Genomic DNA, 19475 nt, shown 5'->3' on the forward strand with positions numbered 1-19475 from the left:
CGAGGAAGCAGCTCATGCACGTGAATTCGTCCTGCTGCGCGGGCAGCACGACGACATCGAGCTCGAGGTCGGAGAGGTCAGCTCCAGGGAGGTCGAAGCTGGACGGGTTGTCCGCGTCTTCGTCTCCGGTCGTGCCGGACAGCTTGTCAGGCACACGCTCCTTCAAGGCTTCGATCGACTCGGAGTCGTCTTCGCTCTTTCGGGGGGCGTCGTAGTCGGTTGCCATGCGGTAGATCTCCACTTTCATGGTGCTAGTGGGCGGGGCGCCGTCGGGTACGCGGCGGGCATAGTTTGCACGACGCGAGGACATTTAGCAAATGAGTTCGCGCACGCCAGAGCAAACTCACGGCGCGCCCAGGGTATTCCCGGCTCGCAGACAACCTCCGTGGCACCATGAACGGACAGCCATCAGAGGGGCATTCGTATGGAAAACGTCACGATCGTCGGCACCGAAGACGACCTGCTGATCCTCGCCACCGAATCCGGCGCGAGGTTCGCACTCGCCATCGACGATGTGCTGCAGCGCGAGATCCGACGCGCACGCCGCCGTAGCGACGACGAGACGCCCCGCGTCTACGTCAGCCCGCGCGAGATTCAGACCCATATCCGCTCCGGAATGTCGACGGCGGAGACCGCAGAGCTCCTCGGCATCGGCGTGGAAGAGGTCGAGAGGTTCGAAGGCCCGGTTCTGGCCGAGCGCGAGCACGTCGTCGGCCAGGCGCTCGCCGTGCCTGTCCTCATCGGCAGCGACGTCGAGCCCGACGCTCAGCCCACATTCGGTGCAGCAATCCGCGAGAAGCTGGCCGAAGTCGGCGCCAGCGAAGAGCGCTGGGCGAGCTGGAAGGAAGAGTCCGGCTGGATCGTGAAGCTCGAGTTCGTTGCCGCCGAGGTCTCCCACGACGCTCGTTGGAGTTTCGACCAGCGCCGCAGCGCACTGGCACCGCTCAACGCCGACGCCACGCAGCTCTCGCGTCAGGGCTCCCTGCCTGAGGGGCTCATCCCCCGACTGCGGGCAGTTGAGGGCGATCGCCCCGAGTCGCCCTACAAGGACGACACTCGCTTCGACTCGGGTGCTTTCGGTCCGCGACTGCTGCCTGCCCCGGACGCCGATGTCGACGAGCCCCGCAGTCCGGAACGATCCGATCCTGCAGCACAGGCCGCGGCCGTGAACCGTGCGCCCGACCAGTCCACCACGAGCGCCGAGACCGCCGATCTGCTCGAAGCGCTACGACGCCGGCGCGGCCAACGCGAGAGCGCCCCGACGGAACCGGATGAGCGCGATTCCGAAGAACAGTCGTCGAGCCCGATCGCGCTCTTCGACTCGCTGGACGAAGACCTCGACAGCGACCCCGAGCCGCGTCCCGCTCCTGCGCCGACGGATTCCGCGCAGGACTCCGGAGGACGACGACGCCGCCGCAACGCGATGCCCTCGTGGGACGAGATCGTCTTCGGCGCGCGTACGGACGATTGACCTGCAGTTCCGACCGCTGATGCTGCCGGAGCCGAAGGTCACTGCGAGAACGCGCCGCGCCTGATGTAGGGGACCTGGCGTTCTTCGGGGGTGAGTGCGCCATGCTGGCCGATCATGCCCCGTGCACGTTGATCTTTGGCCGTCCCGTCGTAGAACGCCTTGTTTCCCCGTGAGACGACGAGGAGATCGCCGATGCGCGCGGCTGCCTCCGCTGTCACTGATGGGCCGTAGATACCTGCTGCGATGGCCTCCGCGCCGCTGAGAACGTCGGCATCGCCTTCACTGGCGCGACGCCACAGACTGAGCGCCGCCTCGGCATCGGCATCCGCCTCGAGGTAGACATGCAGCATCCGCGGCTCTCCCCCGATGTGGCGGACGCCATCGAGGCGTTCGTCCCCGTGATCGATGACCACATGCCGGTGCGCGGGCACGTCGACCATCCCGTGGTCCGCCGTGATCAGCACTCCGACATTCTTCGGGACAACGCGCGCGAGCGCATGATCGACCTCTTCCAGAGCGGCGATCCACTCGGCCGAATCGACTCCGTGTTTGTGGCCCGCTTTGTCGACCTCGGGGAGATAGCAGTACGTGAGTGAACCGGGGTTGTCGATCGCGAGCTGATAGGCGATCTCGACGCGCTCCGCGGGACTCTTCGCTCCGACGAACGTGCTGCCACGCAGGGTTGCTCGGGTGAATCCGCTGCTTGCGTACTGCGGGATCCCGACCGCGAAAGCAGGATGCCCTGCGGCGACTGCTGTCTCGAACACCGTCGGTTGCGGCTGCCAGAGCAGCGGGTCGATGCCGTCGCTCTCCCAGCCGGAGAGCACGTTGACAAGGCGGTCGTGGGAACGGTCCAGCACCCGGTATCCGACAAGCCCATGGAGTCCAGGCTCGACACCGGTGAGGAGCGAGGTGAGCGCCGCCGCAGTTGTCGTCGGGAACACCGAGTACGCGATGTCCTTCTTCCCTGCGCCCGCCACAAGGTGCCGGGCATGGCCCGCATGCGCCCGCAACTGGATCGCCCCGAGCCCGTCCAGGACGATGAGCACGACCGAACGCGCCCGCGGCAGTGGCCCATCCCCATGTTCCAGCGCGCCCAACAGGTCAGCCGCCACCCCGCTGATGGTGCGGGCTGAGACGGGCGCGGTCGGTAGAATCAGAGACATCCGGGCCAGTCTTTCACAGGCCCCGCAACGTCCCAGGAAGCCCATGCCCCGCACCGAATCAACCGAGCCCGCCGAGGAGCGCATCCAGGACATCGATCTGTCCAGCGAGATGCAGGGATCGTTCCTCGAATACGCCTACTCGGTGATCTACTCCCGCGCGCTCCCCGACGCTCGCGATGGGCTCAAGCCCGTGCAGCGGCGCATCCTCTACCAGATGGCAGAGATGGGCCTTCGGCCCGAACGCGGACACGTCAAGAGCGCCCGCGTCGTCGGCGAGGTGATGGGAAAGCTGCACCCGCACGGCGACTCGGCGATCTACGACGCTCTCGTGCGCCTCTCCCAGGACTTCGCGCTGCGGGTTCCGCTCGTCGACGGCCATGGAAACTTCGGTTCGCTCGATGACGGCCCCGCGGCATCCCGATACACCGAGGCCCGCCTCGCCCCTCCCGCACTCGCGCTGACGGAGAGCCTCGACGAGGACGTCGTCGATTTCGTCCCCAACTACGACGGGCAGTTCCAGCAGCCCTCCGTGCTGCCGGCGGCATTCCCGAATCTGCTCGTGAACGGTGCCAGCGGCATCGCGGTCGGCATGGCGACGAACATGGCCCCGCACAACCTCATCGAGGTCGTCGCAGCAGCCATCCACCTGCTCGAGAATCCGGATGCCACGACCGAAGACCTCATGGAGTACGTGCCGGGACCGGACTTCCCGTCCGGCGGCATCCTGATGGGGCTCGACGGGGTCAAAGACGCCTATGCGAACGGGCGCGGTGCGCTGCGCGTGCGCGGCAAGGTCTCGGTCGAGCAGGTCGGTCCGCGCCGAACGGGCATCATCGTCACCGAGCTGCCGTACATGGTCGGGCCCGAGCGGCTGATCGAGAAGATCCGCGATGCTGTACAGGCGAAGAAGCTGCAGGGCATCAGCGATGTCAATGATCTCAGTGACCGCCAGCACGGGCTGCGCGTTCAGATCGGCATCAAGACGGGCTTCGACCCGAACGCGGTGCTCGAGCAGCTGTACCGGCTGACGCCGCTGGAGGATTCCTTCAGCATCAACAACGTCGCCCTCGTCGAGGGGCAGCCGCGCACGCTCGGCCTCAAGGAGATGCTGAGCGTCTACGTCGGCCACCGGCTCGAGGTCATCACTCGCCGCAGCCGCTACCGTCTGGCTCGCCGGGAAGAGCGTCTCCACCTCGTCGAGGGGCTGCTCATCGCAATCCTCGACATCGACGAGGTCATCCAGGTCATCCGGTCCTCCGATGATTCCGAGCAGGCTCGCTCGCGCCTGCGGGCGGTGTTCGATCTCTCCGAACTGCAGGCCGAGTACATTCTGGAGCTGCGCCTGCGGCGCCTGACGAAGTTCTCACGCATCGAGCTCGAGGCCGAGCGCGACAAGCTGCTCGAGGAGATCGCTGCGCTTCGCGAACTCCTCGGCAGCGAGGCTCTGCTGCGCGGGCAGGTGGCACGAGAGCTGGATGCCGCGGCCGAGCAATACGGCACTCCACGCCGCACGCTCCTGCTGAACGCGGCGCCGCCCAAGCCCCGCGGATCGAAGGGTCCCGTCGACCTGCAGATCGCCGACAGCCCGACTGTCGTCGTGCTCTCGACCACAGGGCGGGCCGTGCGCGTCGATCTCGCGGACGGGCAGGTGCTGCAGAGCTCCTCACGCCGCAGCAAGCATGACGCGGTGCTGATGTCCCTCGTCACGACGACCAGGAGCGAGATCGGCGCGGTGACCACTGCCGGCCGGGTGCTGCGCTTCTCCCCCGTCGATCTGCCGTCTGTGCCCTCCTCATCCGTGCATCTGTCAGCCGGTGTCGCGCTGCGTGATTACGTCGGCCTGCTCGACAAGAGCGAGCGGATCATCGGCATCCTGCGCTTCGATGACGACACGCCGTTTGCGATGGGTACCCGCTCGGGAATCGTCAAACGCATCCTTCCCTCGGCGCTCCCGGTGCGTCCGGAAACCGAGGTCATCGGGCTGAAGACCGGCGACACGCTCGTCGGAGGTGCGTCGGCTCCGGATGACGCGGAGGTCGTCTTCGTGACCTCGGATGCCCGGTTGCTGCACTTCGCGGCATCCGCCGTGCGCCCGCAGGGTGGCAGCGCCGGAGGCATGGCCGGCGTCAAGATGGCCGTGGGCACCGAAGTCGTATCCTTCTCCGTGGTCACAGCCCCCGACTCCGCGATCGTCGTGACGATCTCCGGCGTCGACGGCACGATCCCCGGAACGGATGCCGGACGGGCCAAGGTGTCGCTGTTCTCGGAGTTCCCCTCCAAGGGACGCGCAACCGGTGGGGTACGCGCGCACTCGTTCCTCAAGGGCGAAGACCGCCTGCGCCTGGCCTGGGCAGGACCCGAGCAGGCTCTGGCTGTCGGCACCGATGGCGCTGCGCGCACGTTGCCGGAGACGGGCGCGAAGCGTGACGCATCGGGCCAGCCGCTGGACGCTGTCATCGGGTCCGTTGGAACGGTGCTGGGCGCCTGAGGCTGCGGCTTCGACTCGTCGCTGCGCTCCTCGCTCAGCCCGTTTCGTCTCGCCTGCGGCTCGCTCAACGACCCGCACACAGCAGGCACGTACCGGGCCCGCACACAGCAGGCACGTACCGGCCCCGCACACAGCAGGCACGTACCACGGGGCGTTGAGCGACGAGCGCAGCGAGGAGTCGAAACGGCTTGAGCGAGCGCAGCGAGTCGAAAGCTTGCTCGGCGGCTGAGACTCAGGCGTCGATGGCCTCGCGCGAAAGCTGATCGGACGAGTCGACGATGAACTCGCGGCGCGGGGCTACTTCGTTGCCCATGAGCAGCTCGAAGACGCGTCCCGCAGCCTCGGCGTCTTCCATACGTACGCGTCGCAGCAGACGACCGCCCTTGTCCATGGTGGTATTCGCCAGCTGATCGGCATCCATCTCACCGAGCCCCTTGTAGCGCTGGATCGGCTCGTGCCAGCGCTTGTTCTGCTTGCGCAGCTTGGCGAGTAGCGTGTGCAGCTCCTGCTCCGAGTATGTGTAGATCGTCTCGTTCGGCTTCGAACCGGGGTTGATGACGATGACGCGGTGCAGCGGCGGGACCGCCGCGAACACACGCCCCTGCTCGATCAGCGGGCGCATGTAGCGGAAGAACAGCGTGAGCAGCAGCGTGCGGATATGCGCACCGTCCACATCGGCGTCGCTCATCAGGATGATCTTGCCGTAGCGCGCCTGATCGATGTCGAACGTGCGGCCGGATCCGGCTCCGATCGTCTGGATGATCGCGGCGCACTCCGCGTTCGAGAGCATGTCGCCGATCGATGCCCGCTGCACATTGAGGATCTTGCCGCGGATCGGCAGCAGCGCCTGCACCTCGCTGTCCCTGGCCCGACGGGCCGTACCGAGAGCCGAGTCTCCCTCGACGATGAACAGCTCGCTGCGGGAGACGTCGTTGGAGCGGCAGTCCACGAGCTTGACCGGCAGCGACGACGACTCGAGGGCATTCTTACGGCGCTGCGTCTCCTTGTGCGCGCGCGCCGACACGCGCGCTTTCATCTCCGAGACGACCTTGTCGAGCAGCTGGCTCGCCTGACTCTTGTCGTCGCGCTTGGTGGAGCTGAATCGCTCACCGAGCTCCTTGCGGAGCACCTGTGCCACGATCTGTCGGACGGCCGGGGTCCCCAGCACCTCTTTGGTCTGCCCCTCGAACTGCGGTTCCGGCACCTCGACCGTGAGCACAGCGGTGAGACCGGCGAGCACGTCGTCCTTCTCGACCTTGTCGTTTCCGACCTTCAGTCGGCGAGCGTTCTGCTCCACCTGCGCACGGAGCACTTTGAGCAGCTCCTGCTCGAAGCCCTGCTGGTGGGTGCCGCCCTTGGGCGTGGCGATGATGTTGACGAACGAACGGGTGACAGTGTCGTAGCCGGTCCCCCAGCGCATCGCGAGATCGACGCGGCACTCGCGCTCGACCTCGGTCGAGGTCATGTGCCCATCGGGCTGCAGCACCGGAACGGTCTCTTTGAAGGTTCCGGAACCCTGGATGCGCCAGGTGTCGGTGATCGGAGCATCCGTCGCCAGATAGTCGACGAACTCGGTGATGCCGCCCTCGTAGTGGAACGACGTCTCCTGGGGCTCATCCCCGCGCTCATCGCGCACGACGAGTTCGAGACCGGGAACGAGGAACGCGGTCTGGCGCGCGCGGGTCTCCAGCTCGCCGAGCTGAAACGCAGCATCCTTCGTAAAGATCTGGCGGTCGGCCCAGTACCGCACCCGGGTGCCAGTCACACCGCGCTTCACCTTGCCGATGACACGCAGTTCGCTGCGATTCTCGAACGGTGTGAAGGGAGCATCCGGTCGTTTCTCGCCGGAGTCGGTGAACAGGCCGGGCTCGCCGCGGTGGAACGACATCGCGTAGGTCTTGCCGTCCCGGTCGACCTCGACGTCCAGGCGTTCCGAGAGGGCGTTGACGACAGAGGCGCCGACACCGTGCAGACCGCCGGATGCCGCGTAGGAGCCGCCGCCGAACTTTCCACCCGCGTGCAGCTTCGTGTACACGACCTCGACACCGGTCAGTCCGGTGCGCGGTTCGACATCGACGGGGATGCCGCGGCCGCGATCGTGCACCTCGACGCTGCCGTCCGGGTGCAGGATGGTGTCGATCTTGGTGCCGCTGCCGCCGACGGCTTCGTCCACCGCGTTGTCGATGATCTCCCACAGGCAGTGCATGAGCCCAGGAGAGCCGTTCGACCCGATGTACATGCCGGGGCGCTTTCGGACCGCTTCGAGCCCTTCGAGCACCTGAAGATGATGGGCGGAATACTCAGAGGTCACAAGGGTCGATTCTATTCTCCGCAGCGCACCACGGTCGGCAGACACTCCCCGCGGGCCCGCTACCCGCGGCCGGTCCGTACGCGGTGAGCGAAACACGCCGTCTTGCGGGCATGACACACAGCATCGCGTGGTTGTATTGAGCACATTCGAAGACACGGACGCCGATACCCGAGGAGGCACCGAGATGAACGCTACGACCGAACGTGAGACCTCCACTGTCGAGTACCGTCTGACGGCCCTTGACCGTTGCGACTCCTGTGGAGCGCAGGCCTATATCGCAGCCGAGGTCAACGGCTCCGAATTGCTGTTCTGCGCGCACCACGGCCGCAAGTACGAAGAGAAGCTGCGCAGCATCGCCACGTCGTGGCATGACGAGACCGCGCGTCTCGTCGACGCGGTCTGAGCTCCCGCACCACAGACGTACGTCTCAGAGTCGTGACTCGCTCCTTCAGCGGGTCGCGACTCTTTTCACTGCGGGTGTGAGTCGCGTGATGATCTCTTCACCCACGGTGTCGATGCGCTCCGCGAGAGCTGTCATGTCGGATTCGCCCTGATCACCGGGCCCGAACACATTTACGACATCGCCGACCTGGGCGCTGTCCCATCCCACCACTGAGGTGCGCAGCTCGTCGATCGCAACCATCTCGCGTGGGCCCGCGGGCGTTCCCACGGTGGCGCCCGCCAGCGTCGACGGGAGCCCGTGCAGCGCACCGATCCCGATCTGAACCGTGCCCTCATGCACAGTCAGGACACGAGCGCGGAGCGTTGCGACAGGGGCGATACCGAGAATCTCGGGCCCATCGGCCGAGCGGATGCCGTAACAGAAGGCACCGATCCGGCACACGCTGCCACGCAGCTCCGGGCGCCACCAGGATGCGGCGGATGCGGTGAGGTGGGTATCGGCCGGCTCGATGCCCTGCCGGTGGAGCTCAGCGATCGCACGCTGGAATACGGCTGCAGCCTCGTCATCCTCGCTGTCGCTGGCCTCGGCGAGGTGACTCCAGACACCGATCACGTTCAGGGCACCGGTGCGCTGCGCTGCGGCTGCCGCGGTGACGAAACGCGACCAGTCCTCGGGACGGATCCCATTGCGGTGCAATCCGGTATCGATCTTCAGATGCGCGATCGCCGTGCGACCCGTTTCCCGGGCGATCGCGACGACACGGTGCAGGTACTCCTCGCTCCCGATGCCGAGCTCGAGCCCGGCATCCAGCGCCGCGGTGATCTCGGCGTCATCGGATGTCGTCCAGGCGAACACGCGGGCAGCGGGGCGGTGCGAACGGATGCGCAACCCGGTCTCGACATCGAAGCTACCGAAGCGGCCGAGCGTCGCCACGTCTTGGAGGGCATCCAGCGTCCAGTCGATGCCGTGACCGTAGGCATCGTCCTTCATCGCGAGCATCAGCTCTGCGGGGGCGATGTGCGTGCGCACTGCTTCGACGTTGCGTACGAGCCGGGAGGCGGAGAGTTCCAGGACCGGTCCCATCAGTTCGTCCATTCGCGCACCGCCTTGGATCCTGCGGTCGCCACCAGTTCTGTGGCACGCATTCCCGTCGCGCGGGTCCACGTCGCAAGCTCATCAGCGGCGGGTCCTGCACCGAAATAGACGATCTCCGAGCCCGGCTCGGTGTCCGCATCGACCGTCTGCAGATCGACGACGCAGACGTCCATGGCGACCCGGCCGACGACCGGCCGCAACCGAGAACCAGCGCCGACCTGTGCGTGGTTGCCGAGCGCACGCACGATGCCCTGCGCATATCCGCCCGTGACCAGCGCGACCGTCGTGTCGTGTTCGGCGCGGTGGGTGTATCCGTAGGAGACCGCTTCACCCGCGCGCAGCGGCTTGAGGGAGAGTATCCGACCCGTCAGCGTCATCGCCGGTGTCTGTCCGGAGCCGGGGAGGCCGTAGAGCAGGATGCTGTCGATATCGGCATCCGCATCGGTCAGCGCATCGATTCCCTCAGCCTGCAACGACGCCGCGACCGACCGGTCGTCGACGACGACGCGGCTGACACCGGCGGCATGGACAACTCGGGCACTCTCGAGCACGCCGTGTCCGAATGCATCGGCACGCAGGTCAGCGATCTCTCCTCCGGCAGCGACCGCCGCGCGCGCCGCAGCGCCCAGAGCGCCGCGTGAGATGATCGCACGCGGCAGGCTGCCGGATGCTGTCATCGCCTGCTGGCCTCGATCACCGGGCGATGCCTGGCACGGCTGCCGGTGCGGATGCCCGTGGTGCTGACGCGGGTCTCGTACAGCCCCGGAGTCCAGTTGCCCTCGATCAGCACAGGACCATCGGGGGTGACGGCGACGTCCCATCCGATGTAGGGCACGCTGGGGACCTCTTTCGCCGCGCGCGTGACGAGATCGACGACCTGATCCCACATCGGAACTTCGAAGTCGACGATCGACTTTCCCGAGTCTGGGTGGGTCTCGTAGCGGGACTTGTGCTTTCCGGTATGCCCGGGGCCGAACGATTTGCCGTTCTCGTCGATCATCGTGAAGAAGCCGCCCCACGTGAACTGGTCGCTCACCGCGCCGCGACCGAACTTCTGCGCCGCCATCAGGATGTGCACCGTCTGACCATCGAAGAACGTCGCGACGCGCGTGGTGTTGACCGTGCCCTCGCAGTATGCGGCGAGGTAGGGATGCTGCACGATGCGCTGCTCGATCAGCTTCTGGCCCTTGTCGCGCAGCTCATCACGGAAGGCATTCCAATCGGTGATCTCGGCGGCGTCGTAACGGAAGACGCCCTTGCCTTCACGGCCGACCGGAGTCTTGGCGATGAAGACCGGGTTCTTCTCTGCGAAGGCGCGCAGGCCCTCGGCATCCACCTCGTCGAGGTCCAGCCAGTCACGGCCGAGGTACTCGGCGAAGCGGTGGTTGAAGGTGAGCTTGTTCTCGAACTGCAGCACGTCGGTGCGATCGTTGACGGCCTGCGCGAGGTGGTGCTGCACCAGAGAGGTCATGAACGTCTTGCGTTCGGCCTTGGTGAGAAGCGCGAAGTCGGCCTCGTAGTAGTCGATGTACGCGGTGTCGTGGAACGCGGCCCAGACGAGCATGTCGACGAAGACCCGCGGAGTCCATTTGCCCTGCTCCTTCGCGATCTGTGAAGCGAAGCTCCACGGGCGACGGAGATCGAACGACTTCAGTCGTGTGAGCATGTACTTCAGGCGCGCAACAAGCGCGACGTCTCGAGACAAAACAACCCTTTCGAGGTGGACGGTCCAGCACCCCATCGTAGTCGTTCGTCTCGCCGGGCTCCTGGGCGTCGCCGTGTTAAGCTGGCGGAGTGGATCAGAAGCGTTTGCGCGTTCGGTATCTCTTCGACCGGGCACGGCGACTGAATCCGACGCAGTTGATTGAACTCGCCCGTCAGGTCAAGCGAGTCTCGAAGGCACCTCTGCCGATCATCATCGGCGACATGCTGTGGTGCTCGGTGCGCTACGAGATGGGCTTCCGCGACTACGTCGTCTGGGACATCCGTGTCCTCAACGCCCGCGAACGGGCGACGTGGATGACGCACCCCAAGGCATTCCGGCTGAACAAGACTCTCAACGGACCTGACTCCCGGATCATCCTCGGCGATAAAGCGCGTTTCCTCACCGATTTCACCGACCTCGTGGGACGCGAGTGGATCGATGCGTCATCCGCCAGCGAAGAGGACCTCACTGCATTCCTGCGGCGTCACCCGCGCGTGATCGCGAAGCCCGCTGCCGGAGAAGGCGGTGCCGGCATCGCAATCTTCGAGACCTCGGACGTCGATGATGTCGCAGCGTGGCAGGCCGAGCGCATCGCGCAGGATCAGACGCTGCTCGAACAGGTGCTCACGCAGCACGACGATCTGAATGCGGTCTACCCGGACAGCGTGAATACCGTGCGGATGATCACCTACCGCGACCCGCAGGGTGAGCTGCATGTGATCGCCTCGGTGCTGCGGATCGGCAACGGCGCTGTGATCGACAACTTCGCCTCCGGCGGCATGTTCACGATGCTCGACGACGACGGCGTCGCCCAGTACCCGGGTGTCGACAAGCAGTCGAATATATTCACCCAGCACCCGGTTACCGGCACGACGATCAAGGGCGTGCGCGTGCCGTACTACCCCGAAGTCGTATCGATGATCGCCGAGGCTGCTAAGCGTCTACCCACCGTGCCGTATATCGGCTGGGATATCGCGATCACGCCCGACGGGCCCGCGCTGATCGAAGCGAACCACAACTCCAGCGTCTTCCAGATGAAGCCGTCGGCGTCCGGAATTCGCACCGGGCTCCTGTACCGCTATCGCGACGCCATCGGCGCCGATATCGTCGACAATCGCCGCTGACCCTCTTCGACAGCTGAGCGTCAGCCGCGGCGGTTCTTGATCGTCTCGATGGCGATCGTGAGCTCGGGAGCCCGGAACAGCGCCAGCAGCGCGAGGTAGACGAGTCCGCACACCGCGGCGATCAAGACGGCACCGAGGGCGCCCCAGATCTTGTCCTGGAGCATCCAGCTTCCCGTCCCACCGGTAAGCACGAACACGCCCCAGCCTGCGGCTCCGGCGGGGATCGCCATGAGCACGAAACGCGCCAGTGCGCGCCACGTCGCACCGAGGCCCAGAGGCCCGATCTTCCGGCGGAGGAGGATCGTCGCGATGATCGTCTGCACGATTCCGGACAGCGACTGCACGAGGGCGACCGCCGCGGCGAGGTACTCGACGGGCACCGTCGCTGCCACGATCAGCGTCGAGACCAGCACCAGCGAGCCCTGGACGATCGTGAAGATGAATGGGGTGCGCGCGTCGCCGAACGCGTAGAACGTGCGCTGAACGATGAAGAGCACCGCCATCGGCAGCAGGCTCACCAGGTACGCCAGTAGCACGGGCGCCACAGCGACCGCGTTGTCCGCACTGTTGCTGAACACACGCGCCGCCGGCAGGGACGCCGCCGCGACCGCGACGGCGGCGATGACGACAAAAAGACCCAGGATGCGGATCGATTGAGCGATATCCGTCCGCAGCTCCTGCTGCCGGTTCGCGGCGGCATGCTCGGCGATACGCGTGTAGTAGGGCGTCCCGATCGCCAGGATGATCATCGAGTACGGCACCATGTAGACCAGCCACGCGTTCTGCGACGCGAACACCGAGGCATAGTCACCGGATGCGCTCGAGACCGTCTGCTGCTGCACGATGCCGACGAGCTGGCCGATCAGCGTGGTAAACAGGGTCCACGTCGCGAGCTTGCGCATGGTTCCCAGGCCCATACCGCGCCAACGGAAATCGAACCGGAATGGGATTCCCGCTTTCCGCCAGAAGATCACCAGCACGATGGCTTGCGCGATCGTTCCCAGAGTCGCGGTTCCTGCGAGCGTGAAGATCATCAGCCCGTCCCACCCGCCGACGTCGCTCTGATCCGCGCCGAACAGCAGGATGAAGGTGAGGAAGCCGGCAATCGAAACGATGTTGTTGACGATCGGCGCCCAGGCATACGGCGCGAAGATCCGGCGTGCGTTGAGGATCTCGCCGAGCAAGGCGAACATGCCGTAGAAGAACAGCTGCGGGATGCACCAGTATGCGAACTGCGTCGCGAGCGCGTGCTGTTCCGGCGTGTAGTGCACAGCGAAGAGGCTCACGAAACCCGGTGCGCACAGGGTGGCGACGATCGTGACGCCGCCGACGAGGACGATTCCGAGCGTCAGCAGCTTCGACAGGAACGCGTGTCCGCCGTCCTTCTGGGCGCTCACGCGCACGACCTGCGGCACGATGACACCGGTGAGCAGACCGGCCGAGATCACCTGGTAGATGCTGTTGGGCAGTTGGTTCGCTGTCCCGAACGCGTCACCGGCACGCCCGATAGCGCCCACCGCCGCGACGAGAACGATCGTGCGCAGCAGGCCGGTGATGCGGGATGTGAGCGTCCCCGCGGCGATGATCGCACTGGCGCGGCCCAGACCCATGCGTGCCCTTCCTCAGTTGCGGCGACAGCTCGCCACGGTCTCAGAGCGCGCGGACGATCCCGAGCGGGGTGGACTCGCGGCCCTGTCCCAACGGATTGTCGCCGAGAACCTTGAGAAGACGCTGTTCGCCGGCTCGATCAAGCGTCGAGCCGAGGATGTTGCCACCGAGATCGTTGATGTCGACCACGGCCACATCGGCCTTTCCGCCGAGCATCTCCTTGAGGTGTGCGGACACGCCCTTCGGGTCTTTCGGTCCCAGCACGACCGCCTCGTTGTACGGCGGGATGGTGTGCTTGGTGGGCCCGTCGATCGCGCGCGCCTTGTCCCCGGCGATCCGGTAGAAGTCGCCCTTGCGCCCGAACGCCTTGGTCACGGCCGACACGGCAGCGGCGAACAGGATGCGGGGCGTACCGCACTCGCGCAGTGCCATCTCCATCGTCTCGGGCATGCCGAGGCCGATGCCGTACGGCGTGCGAGTGACGTACTTCGACAGGAACAGTGCGAGCTTGCGCGGTGCGATCTCGTCGATCCGGTAGGACCGGCCCTGCGTGATCGCGACGATCTTCTCCGTCACGAACAGCAGGTCACGGGGCTGCACGGCATCCGCCGCGTACTCGCGGATGACCGCATCGAGATCGTCGTCGGGCATGACGACACGCGTCCGCAGCGGGATGCGCGCATAGGTCTTGCCGTCGACGCTCGTCTGGAGCGCCTTGCCGTCGTTCGCCTGCATCACTCGAGGTAGTCCCGCAGCGACTGCGAGCGACTCGGGTGGCGCAACTTCGCCATGGTCTTCGACTCGATCTGGCGGATGCGCTCACGCGTGACGCCGAACGTGTCGCCGATCTGGTCGAGCGTCTTGGGCTGACCGTCGCCGAGGCCGAAGCGCATGCGGATCACGCCCGCCTCACGCTCGGAGAGCGAGTCGAGCAGCTGCTCGAGCTGGCGCTGCAGCATGGTGAAGCCGACAGCATCCGCCGGCACCACTGCCTCGGTGTCCTCGATGAGGTCACCGAACTCGCTGTCGCCATCCTCGCCGAGAGGCGTGTGCAGCGAAATCGGCTCGCGGCCGTACTTCTGAACTTCGACGACCTTCTCGGGCGTCATGTCCAGCTCGCGGCTGAGCTCTTCCGGAGTGGGCTCGCGACCGAGGTCCTGCAGCATCTGACGCTGCACGCGTGCCAGCTTGTTGATGACCTCGACCATGTGCACCGGGATGCGGATGGTGCGGGCCTGGTCGGCCATCGCGCGCGTGATCGCCTGACGGATCCACCAGGTCGCGTAGGTCGAGAACTTGAACCCCTTGGTGTAGTCGAACTTCTCGACTGCACGGATGAGACCGAGGTTTCCCTCCTGGATGAGGTCCAGGAACTGCATGCCGCGGCCGGTGTAGCGCTTCGCGAGTGAGACGACGAGGCGGAGGTTGGCGCCGAGCAGGTGGCTCTTGGCCCGCTGTCCGTCACGGGCGACCCACTGCAGGTCAAGGCCCAGCTGGCCGGTCTTCTCTGCGGAACTCATCGCGGCGAGCTTCTCTTCGGCGAACAGACCCGCCTCGATGCGCATGGCAAGTTCGACCTCTTCGGCCGCGTTCAGCAGTGCGACCTTTCCGATCTGCTTCAGGTAGTCCTTGACAGGGTCGGCGGTAGCGCCGGTGATCTGCGTCGAGTAGACGGGGACGTCGTCCTCGTCTTTCGACGTCAGGACGATCGCGCCGGTCGGCAGCGGCTCGGTGAAGGCGGGCTTCTTGTTCTCGTCGTCTTCCGGTTCTTCGACGATGTCTTCGGAAGCCTGCGCCTCGGCGACGGGGTCGTCGGCCTTCTTGCGGCGGCTCGGCGCCTTCTTCGCAGCGGGCTTGGCTGCGGGCTTCGCAGCGGCCGTCTTCTTGGCAGCGGGCGCCTTCTTCGCGGCTGCGGGCTTCGCAGCGGCTGCAGGCTTCTTCGCCGCAGTCGTCTGGGAGGACGCAGCGTCATCTGGCTCGAGAACATCGGTCTCGGCGGCCGTCTTCTTGGTCGTCCGGGAGTTCTTGGTCGCGGCAGGAGTCACGTTTCGCCTTTCACGGGGCAGCGCACCCGCCCCGGGACATTTCGGACACTAGTAAGACCCTTGTCAAGTCTTCCGTGCGAGCACGGACATTGACAACGGGTCAGATAACCAGTATCGCACAAGAATCAAGCAGTGGATGCACGCGCACGAGGGGACGCGTCAGGAACGCGATCGTTTGTCGTCATCGCCGGGAGGCCTGTTGGCGAGGTATCGCTCCAGCTCCGCGGCCAGCTCATCGGCGCTCGGCAGATCGCGCTCGTCGAACCCGCCCTCGTCGAACCGGTCCATGTCGCCCGGGTCGCGTCCCGCCATGAACGCGTCATAGCGCGCCTCCAGCGTCTGCACCATCTGACGCAGCTCGTCGTTGCCGGCGACCTGATCGTTGACCTTCTCCAGGTACGCCTCGCGTCCTTCGCGAAGGTCATCGAGGCTCACGACGATCCCCGTGGACCCCATGACGCGGTCCGCAGCCGTCATCACCGCATCAGGATTCTCGGTTTCGGCCAGATAGTGCGGTATCAGCAGCACGAACCCGACGACGCGGTCGCCGCGTTCGACGAGTCGGTATTCGAGCAGGTGGCCGATCGTGCCGGGAACCTGGGTACGCGGACGCCAGACGGACAGGCTGGCGGTGATCTCTTTGCGGTTTCCGCTCACGGTCGTGCTGATCGGTCGCGTGTGCGGCACGGGCAGAGCGATCGAGTGCACCCAGGTCGTGCCGGAAACACTGAACTCGTCGACGAAATCCAGCACGGTGCGCGTGAACGCATCCCAGGCGAAATCGGGCTCGTAGCCCGCGAGCAGCAGGAACTGCTGTCCGAGCGTGTCGTGTGCGAGCGAGAGTTCCAGCCGCGCCGGGCGATACTCGCTGAGATGGTCCTGTTCGAAGACGAACACGGGCCGGCGCGCCCGATAGTCGAGCAGGATGTCGTTGTCGTAGATCGCGATGGGCTGCGGATCCGTCACGTCGCGCAAGTGGTCGATCAATCCGGACACGGCGTTGCCCGCGTCTGTGAAACCGGTGACCAGAATCACCAGCGGCAGTCCCTGTGGGACGGTGGGTGCGTTCGAGACGCGTTCGTACAGCTCTCCGGAGACGGGCATGCTCCCATGCTACGAGTCGCGTGGATCGACCGGCGCAGAGTCGTCTCGCTCAGAGCGAACACAACGGGGGTGGATCGACCGTGCGGTGCCTAGGATGGAACTATGACGCTTCCTGCGATCTCGCACACCAATGATCCATTTCCCGGAAGCGCTGCAGACGCCGCAGTGCTCATCGTTCCCGATCTCGAGGCGTTCCCCGATGCGGTCGATGACTATCCGGGCCTGAAGGACGTGTTGGAGGCCATCGGCTTCACCGGCTCGTCGTCGGCTTTCGTTCGGGTTCATGTCCCGGCGATCACCGATCTCCCCCTCGCCGTCGTTGGTGCAGGCAAGACGGCGGATGCCGCGTCCGTGCGCGACGCCGCCGGAACAGCCCTGCGGACACTGACGGGCTTCAGCGCAGTCGCGCTCGCACTCGCCGGCCCGCTGGATGAGTTCGCGTCGGCCGCTGCGGAGGGCGCCGTGTACGGCGGATACCGCTTCGACGGCTACCGCTCCAAGCCCGGCAAGAGCCGCGCAGACAGCATCGTGGTGCACAGTTCGTCCGTCATCGACGCAGCCATCGAGCGCGCTCGTATTCTCGGTGACGCGCTTGCACTCGTGAAGGACCTCGTCTCGGTCCCCGCTGAATGGCAGAGCCCCGCAGATCTCGCGCAGAGCGCTGTCGATGCCGTCGCCGACCTCGACGTCGCTGTCGAAGTGCTCGACGAGCAGGCTCTGGCCGAACAGGGATTCGGCGGCATTCTGGGCGTCGCACAGGGATCGGACCGCCCGCCGCGTGTCGTGCACCTCGACTACTCCCCCGCAGATGCTGCCACCCACATCGCGCTAGTCGGAAAGGGCATCACCTTCGACACCGGCGGATTGTCTCTCAAGCCGGCAGCGTCGATGGTCGGCATGAAATTCGATATGGCGGGTTCCGCCACGGTGCTCGCTGCTCTACGCGCGATCGCTGAGCTGAAGCTGCCCGTCCGCGTGACCGCATGGATGTGCATCACCGACAACATGCCCTCCGGCAGCGCGACTCGCCCGGGCGATGTGCTGCGGATGCTGGACGGTCAGACCGTCGAGGTGCTGAACACGGATGCCGAGGGCCGACTGGTCCTGGCAGACGGTCTCGTCTCGGCAAGCCGCGAGAAGCCCGATGTGATCTTCGATGTCGCAACGCTCACAGGCGCGATCCTGGTCGCCCTCGGCCACCGGCACACCGGCGTCATGGGCGAGGATGCCGCTATCGCCGAGTACTTGACCGCGGCCGAGACCGCGGGCGAACTGGCATGGACGCTCCCGCTGCCCGGGTACATGGAGGACTCGCTCGACTCCCCTATCGCCGACATGATCAATGCCAACATGGGTGACCGCGCTGGCGGCTCGATGTTCGCCGGACTCTTCCTGCAGCGCTTCGTCGGCCGCACCGGAGAAGGTGAGGACTCACCGCGGATTCCCTGGGTGCATCTCGATATCGCCGGCTCGTCCGAGAACGGCAGCGCGCCGTATGGATTCACGGACAAGGGCGCGACCGGCGCGACCGTCCGCTCGCTCGTCGCGTTCGCTGAAGCACGCGCCCAGGAGGCCTGATGACCACGCACACCTTCGACATCGTCGTTCTCGGCGGAGGCAGCGGCGGCTATGCCGCGGCCCTTCGCGCAGCTGAACTCGGCAAGAGCGTTGCGCTCATCGAGAAGGACAAGGTCGGCGGTACCTGTCTGCACCGCGGATGCATCCCGACCAAGGCGCTGCTGCACGCAGCCGAGGTCGCCGATCACGTCCGAGACGCGGCATCGGTCGGCGTCAGTGCACGATTCGAAGGTGTCGATGCCACGGGCGTGCGGACCTACCGTGAGAACATCGTGGCGAAGAAGTTCAAGGGACTCGAGGGCCTGATCAAGGCCCGCGGCATCACCACCGTCAGCGGAACCGGCCGGCTGAACGCCGACCGCACGGTCACCGTCGGCGATGACGTCTACGCGGGCACGGACATCGTTCTCGCGACGGGCTCGTACAGTCGGTCTCTGCCCGGTCTCGAGGTCGGCGGCCGGATCCTCACCAGTGAGCAGGCACTCGAGCTCGACGTCGTGCCCGAGCGTGTTCTCGTGCTCGGTGGCGGTGTCATCGGCGTCGAGTTCGCCAGCGTCTGGCGCTCCTTCGGTGCAGAGGTCACGATCATCGAAGCTCTGCCGCACCTGGCTCCCAACGAGGATGTGGCTCTGAGCAAGGGACTCGAGCGCGCGTTCCGCCGTCGTGGGATCCAGTACTCGCTGGGGACCCGCTTCCAGACGGCGACGCAGGACGATACGAGTGTCACCGTCACGCTCGAAGACGGCAAGACCTTCACCGGCGACTATCTTCTCGTCGCTGTGGGCCGTGGTCCGGTCACCGCCGACCTCGGTTTCGAAGATGCAGGAGTCGTTCTCGACCGCGGCTTCGTCACGGTCGACGAGCACTTGCGCACCGATGCCCCGAACGTGTGGGCAGTCGGCGACATCGTGCCCGGCCTCCAACTCGCGCACCGGGGATTCCTGCAGGGCATCGCCGTTGCGGAGCGCATCGCCGGGCTCTCCCCGGCAGTGATCCCGGAATCCCAGATCCCGAAGATCACGTACTGCAACCCGGAGGTCGCCTCCGTAGGTGTCACCGAGGCTGCCGCGATCGCTGAGCATGGCGCAGAAGCGGTCAGCTCCTACGAGTACAACCTCGCGGGCAACGGCAAGAGCGAGATCATCGGCACGAGTGGACTCGTCAAGGTCGTGCGTCTCAAGGACGGTCCCGTCCTCGGTGTCCACCTTCTCGGCGACAGGGTCGGTGAACTCATCACCGAGGGCCAGCTCGCCGTTGCCTGGGAGGCGCATCCGGAGGACATCGCTCCTCTGATCCATGCGCACCCGACGCAGAGCGAGGCACTCGGCGAGGCATTCCTCGTCCTTGCCGGAAAACCATTGCACGCCCTCTGAACAC

The 19475-nt window shown here is 65.9% G+C and carries 16 protein-coding genes; 6 read left to right on the forward strand and 10 right to left on the reverse strand.

Annotation, left to right across the window (positions count from 1 at the left end):
* On the reverse strand, positions 1 to 226 hold a 226-nt coding region (locus ACTIAO_RS09540; protein WP_441906093.1), incomplete at its 3' end, for a DUF4193 family protein.
* A 198-nt stretch (positions 227 to 424) separates the two neighbouring features.
* Here ACTIAO_RS09540 and sepH point away from each other — a divergent pair.
* Positions 425 to 1471 carry a septation protein SepH gene (gene sepH / locus ACTIAO_RS09545; protein ID WP_441906057.1) on the forward strand — a complete coding sequence of 349 codons (1047 nt, stop codon included), beginning with the start codon at positions 425 to 427 and terminating at the stop codon, positions 1469 to 1471.
* 38 nt (positions 1472 to 1509) lie between these two features.
* Here the strand turns inward: sepH and ACTIAO_RS09550 are convergent, their stop codons facing one another.
* Positions 1510 to 2637: an alkaline phosphatase family protein gene (locus ACTIAO_RS09550; RefSeq protein WP_441906058.1), complete on the reverse strand. Its 1128-nt coding sequence runs from the start codon at positions 2635 to 2637 to the stop codon at positions 1510 to 1512.
* A 43-nt stretch (positions 2638 to 2680) separates the two neighbouring features.
* On the opposite strand from ACTIAO_RS09550, the gene ACTIAO_RS09555 reads away from it, so the two are divergent.
* On the forward strand, positions 2681 to 5125 hold the full coding sequence (locus tag ACTIAO_RS09555) for a DNA gyrase/topoisomerase IV subunit A (protein WP_441906059.1): 2445 nt from the start codon (positions 2681 to 2683) through the stop codon (positions 5123 to 5125).
* Between the two features lie 232 nt (positions 5126 to 5357).
* On the opposite strand, the gene ACTIAO_RS09560 is transcribed toward ACTIAO_RS09555, so the two are convergent.
* Positions 5358 to 7436: a DNA gyrase/topoisomerase IV subunit B gene (locus ACTIAO_RS09560; RefSeq protein ID WP_441906060.1), complete on the reverse strand. Its 2079-nt coding sequence runs from the start codon at positions 7434 to 7436 to the stop codon at positions 5358 to 5360.
* A 184-nt stretch (positions 7437 to 7620) separates the two neighbouring features.
* Here ACTIAO_RS09560 and ACTIAO_RS09565 point away from each other — a divergent pair, with 184 nt between their 5' ends.
* Entirely contained in the window at positions 7621 to 7839 is a 219-nt protein-coding gene (locus tag ACTIAO_RS09565; protein WP_441906061.1) for a DUF7455 domain-containing protein, read from the forward strand.
* Between the two features lie 45 nt (positions 7840 to 7884).
* Here the strand turns inward: ACTIAO_RS09565 and ACTIAO_RS09570 are convergent, their stop codons facing one another.
* The 3 genes from ACTIAO_RS09570 to ACTIAO_RS09580 are packed head-to-tail and all read right to left on the reverse strand — an operon-like array spanning position 7885 to position 10600.
* Entirely contained in the window at positions 7885 to 8934 is a 1050-nt protein-coding gene (locus ACTIAO_RS09570; RefSeq protein ID WP_441906062.1) for an alanine racemase, read from the reverse strand.
* Positions 8922 to 9611, reverse strand: a complete 690-nt coding sequence (locus ACTIAO_RS09575; RefSeq protein ID WP_441906063.1) for an alanine racemase — start codon at positions 9609 to 9611, stop codon at positions 8922 to 8924. The genes ACTIAO_RS09570 and ACTIAO_RS09575 overlap by 13 nt, the downstream gene beginning before the upstream one ends.
* Positions 9608 to 10600, reverse strand: a complete 993-nt coding sequence (locus ACTIAO_RS09580) for a sugar-transfer associated ATP-grasp domain-containing protein (RefSeq protein WP_441906064.1) — start codon at positions 10598 to 10600, stop codon at positions 9608 to 9610. The genes ACTIAO_RS09575 and ACTIAO_RS09580 overlap by 4 nt, the downstream gene beginning before the upstream one ends.
* A gap of 128 nt (positions 10601 to 10728) precedes the next feature.
* Here ACTIAO_RS09580 and ACTIAO_RS09585 point away from each other — a divergent pair, with 128 nt between their 5' ends.
* Positions 10729 to 11763 (forward strand): sugar-transfer associated ATP-grasp domain-containing protein, encoded by a 1035-nt coding sequence (locus ACTIAO_RS09585; RefSeq protein WP_441906065.1) that lies wholly within the window; start codon positions 10729 to 10731, stop codon positions 11761 to 11763.
* Between the two features lie 20 nt (positions 11764 to 11783).
* Here ACTIAO_RS09585 and murJ read toward each other — a convergent pair whose 3' ends face one another.
* The 4 genes from murJ to ACTIAO_RS09605 all read right to left on the reverse strand — a co-directional run bounded on the left by murJ (position 11784) and on the right by ACTIAO_RS09605 (position 16520).
* Positions 11784 to 13373, reverse strand: coding sequence for a murein biosynthesis integral membrane protein MurJ (murJ, locus tag ACTIAO_RS09590; RefSeq protein WP_441906066.1), 1590 nt, complete (start codon positions 13371 to 13373; stop codon positions 11784 to 11786).
* Between the two features lie 40 nt (positions 13374 to 13413).
* The gene (locus ACTIAO_RS09595; RefSeq protein WP_441906067.1) at positions 13414 to 14106 is read right to left on the reverse strand and encodes a coenzyme F420-0:L-glutamate ligase; all 693 of its coding nucleotides are present in this window, start codon (positions 14104 to 14106) and stop codon (positions 13414 to 13416) included.
* Positions 14106 to 15416: an RNA polymerase sigma factor gene (locus ACTIAO_RS09600; RefSeq protein ID WP_441906068.1), complete on the reverse strand. Its 1311-nt coding sequence runs from the start codon at positions 15414 to 15416 to the stop codon at positions 14106 to 14108. Before ACTIAO_RS09600 ends, ACTIAO_RS09595 begins: the two co-directional genes overlap by 1 nt.
* A 159-nt stretch (positions 15417 to 15575) precedes the next feature.
* Complete coding sequence (locus tag ACTIAO_RS09605; protein ID WP_441906069.1) at positions 15576 to 16520, reverse strand: proteasome assembly chaperone family protein; 945 nt, start codon at positions 16518 to 16520, stop codon at positions 15576 to 15578.
* Between the two features lie 102 nt (positions 16521 to 16622).
* Between ACTIAO_RS09605 and ACTIAO_RS09610 the strand changes: the two genes are divergently transcribed.
* Both ACTIAO_RS09610 and lpdA read left to right on the forward strand, forming a co-directional pair.
* Entirely contained in the window at positions 16623 to 18098 is a 1476-nt protein-coding gene (locus ACTIAO_RS09610) for a leucyl aminopeptidase (RefSeq protein WP_441906070.1), read from the forward strand.
* A complete protein-coding gene (gene lpdA, locus ACTIAO_RS09615; RefSeq protein ID WP_441906071.1) occupies positions 18098 to 19471 on the forward strand; it encodes a dihydrolipoyl dehydrogenase in 1374 nt (457 codons plus the stop codon). The genes ACTIAO_RS09610 and lpdA overlap by 1 nt, the downstream gene beginning before the upstream one ends.
* Positions 19472 to 19475: the final 4 nt, after the last annotated feature.

This window comes from Microbacterium sp. (genome assembly GCF_052099035.1).
Taxonomy (GTDB): Bacteria; Actinomycetota; Actinomycetes; order Actinomycetales; family Microbacteriaceae; genus Microbacterium.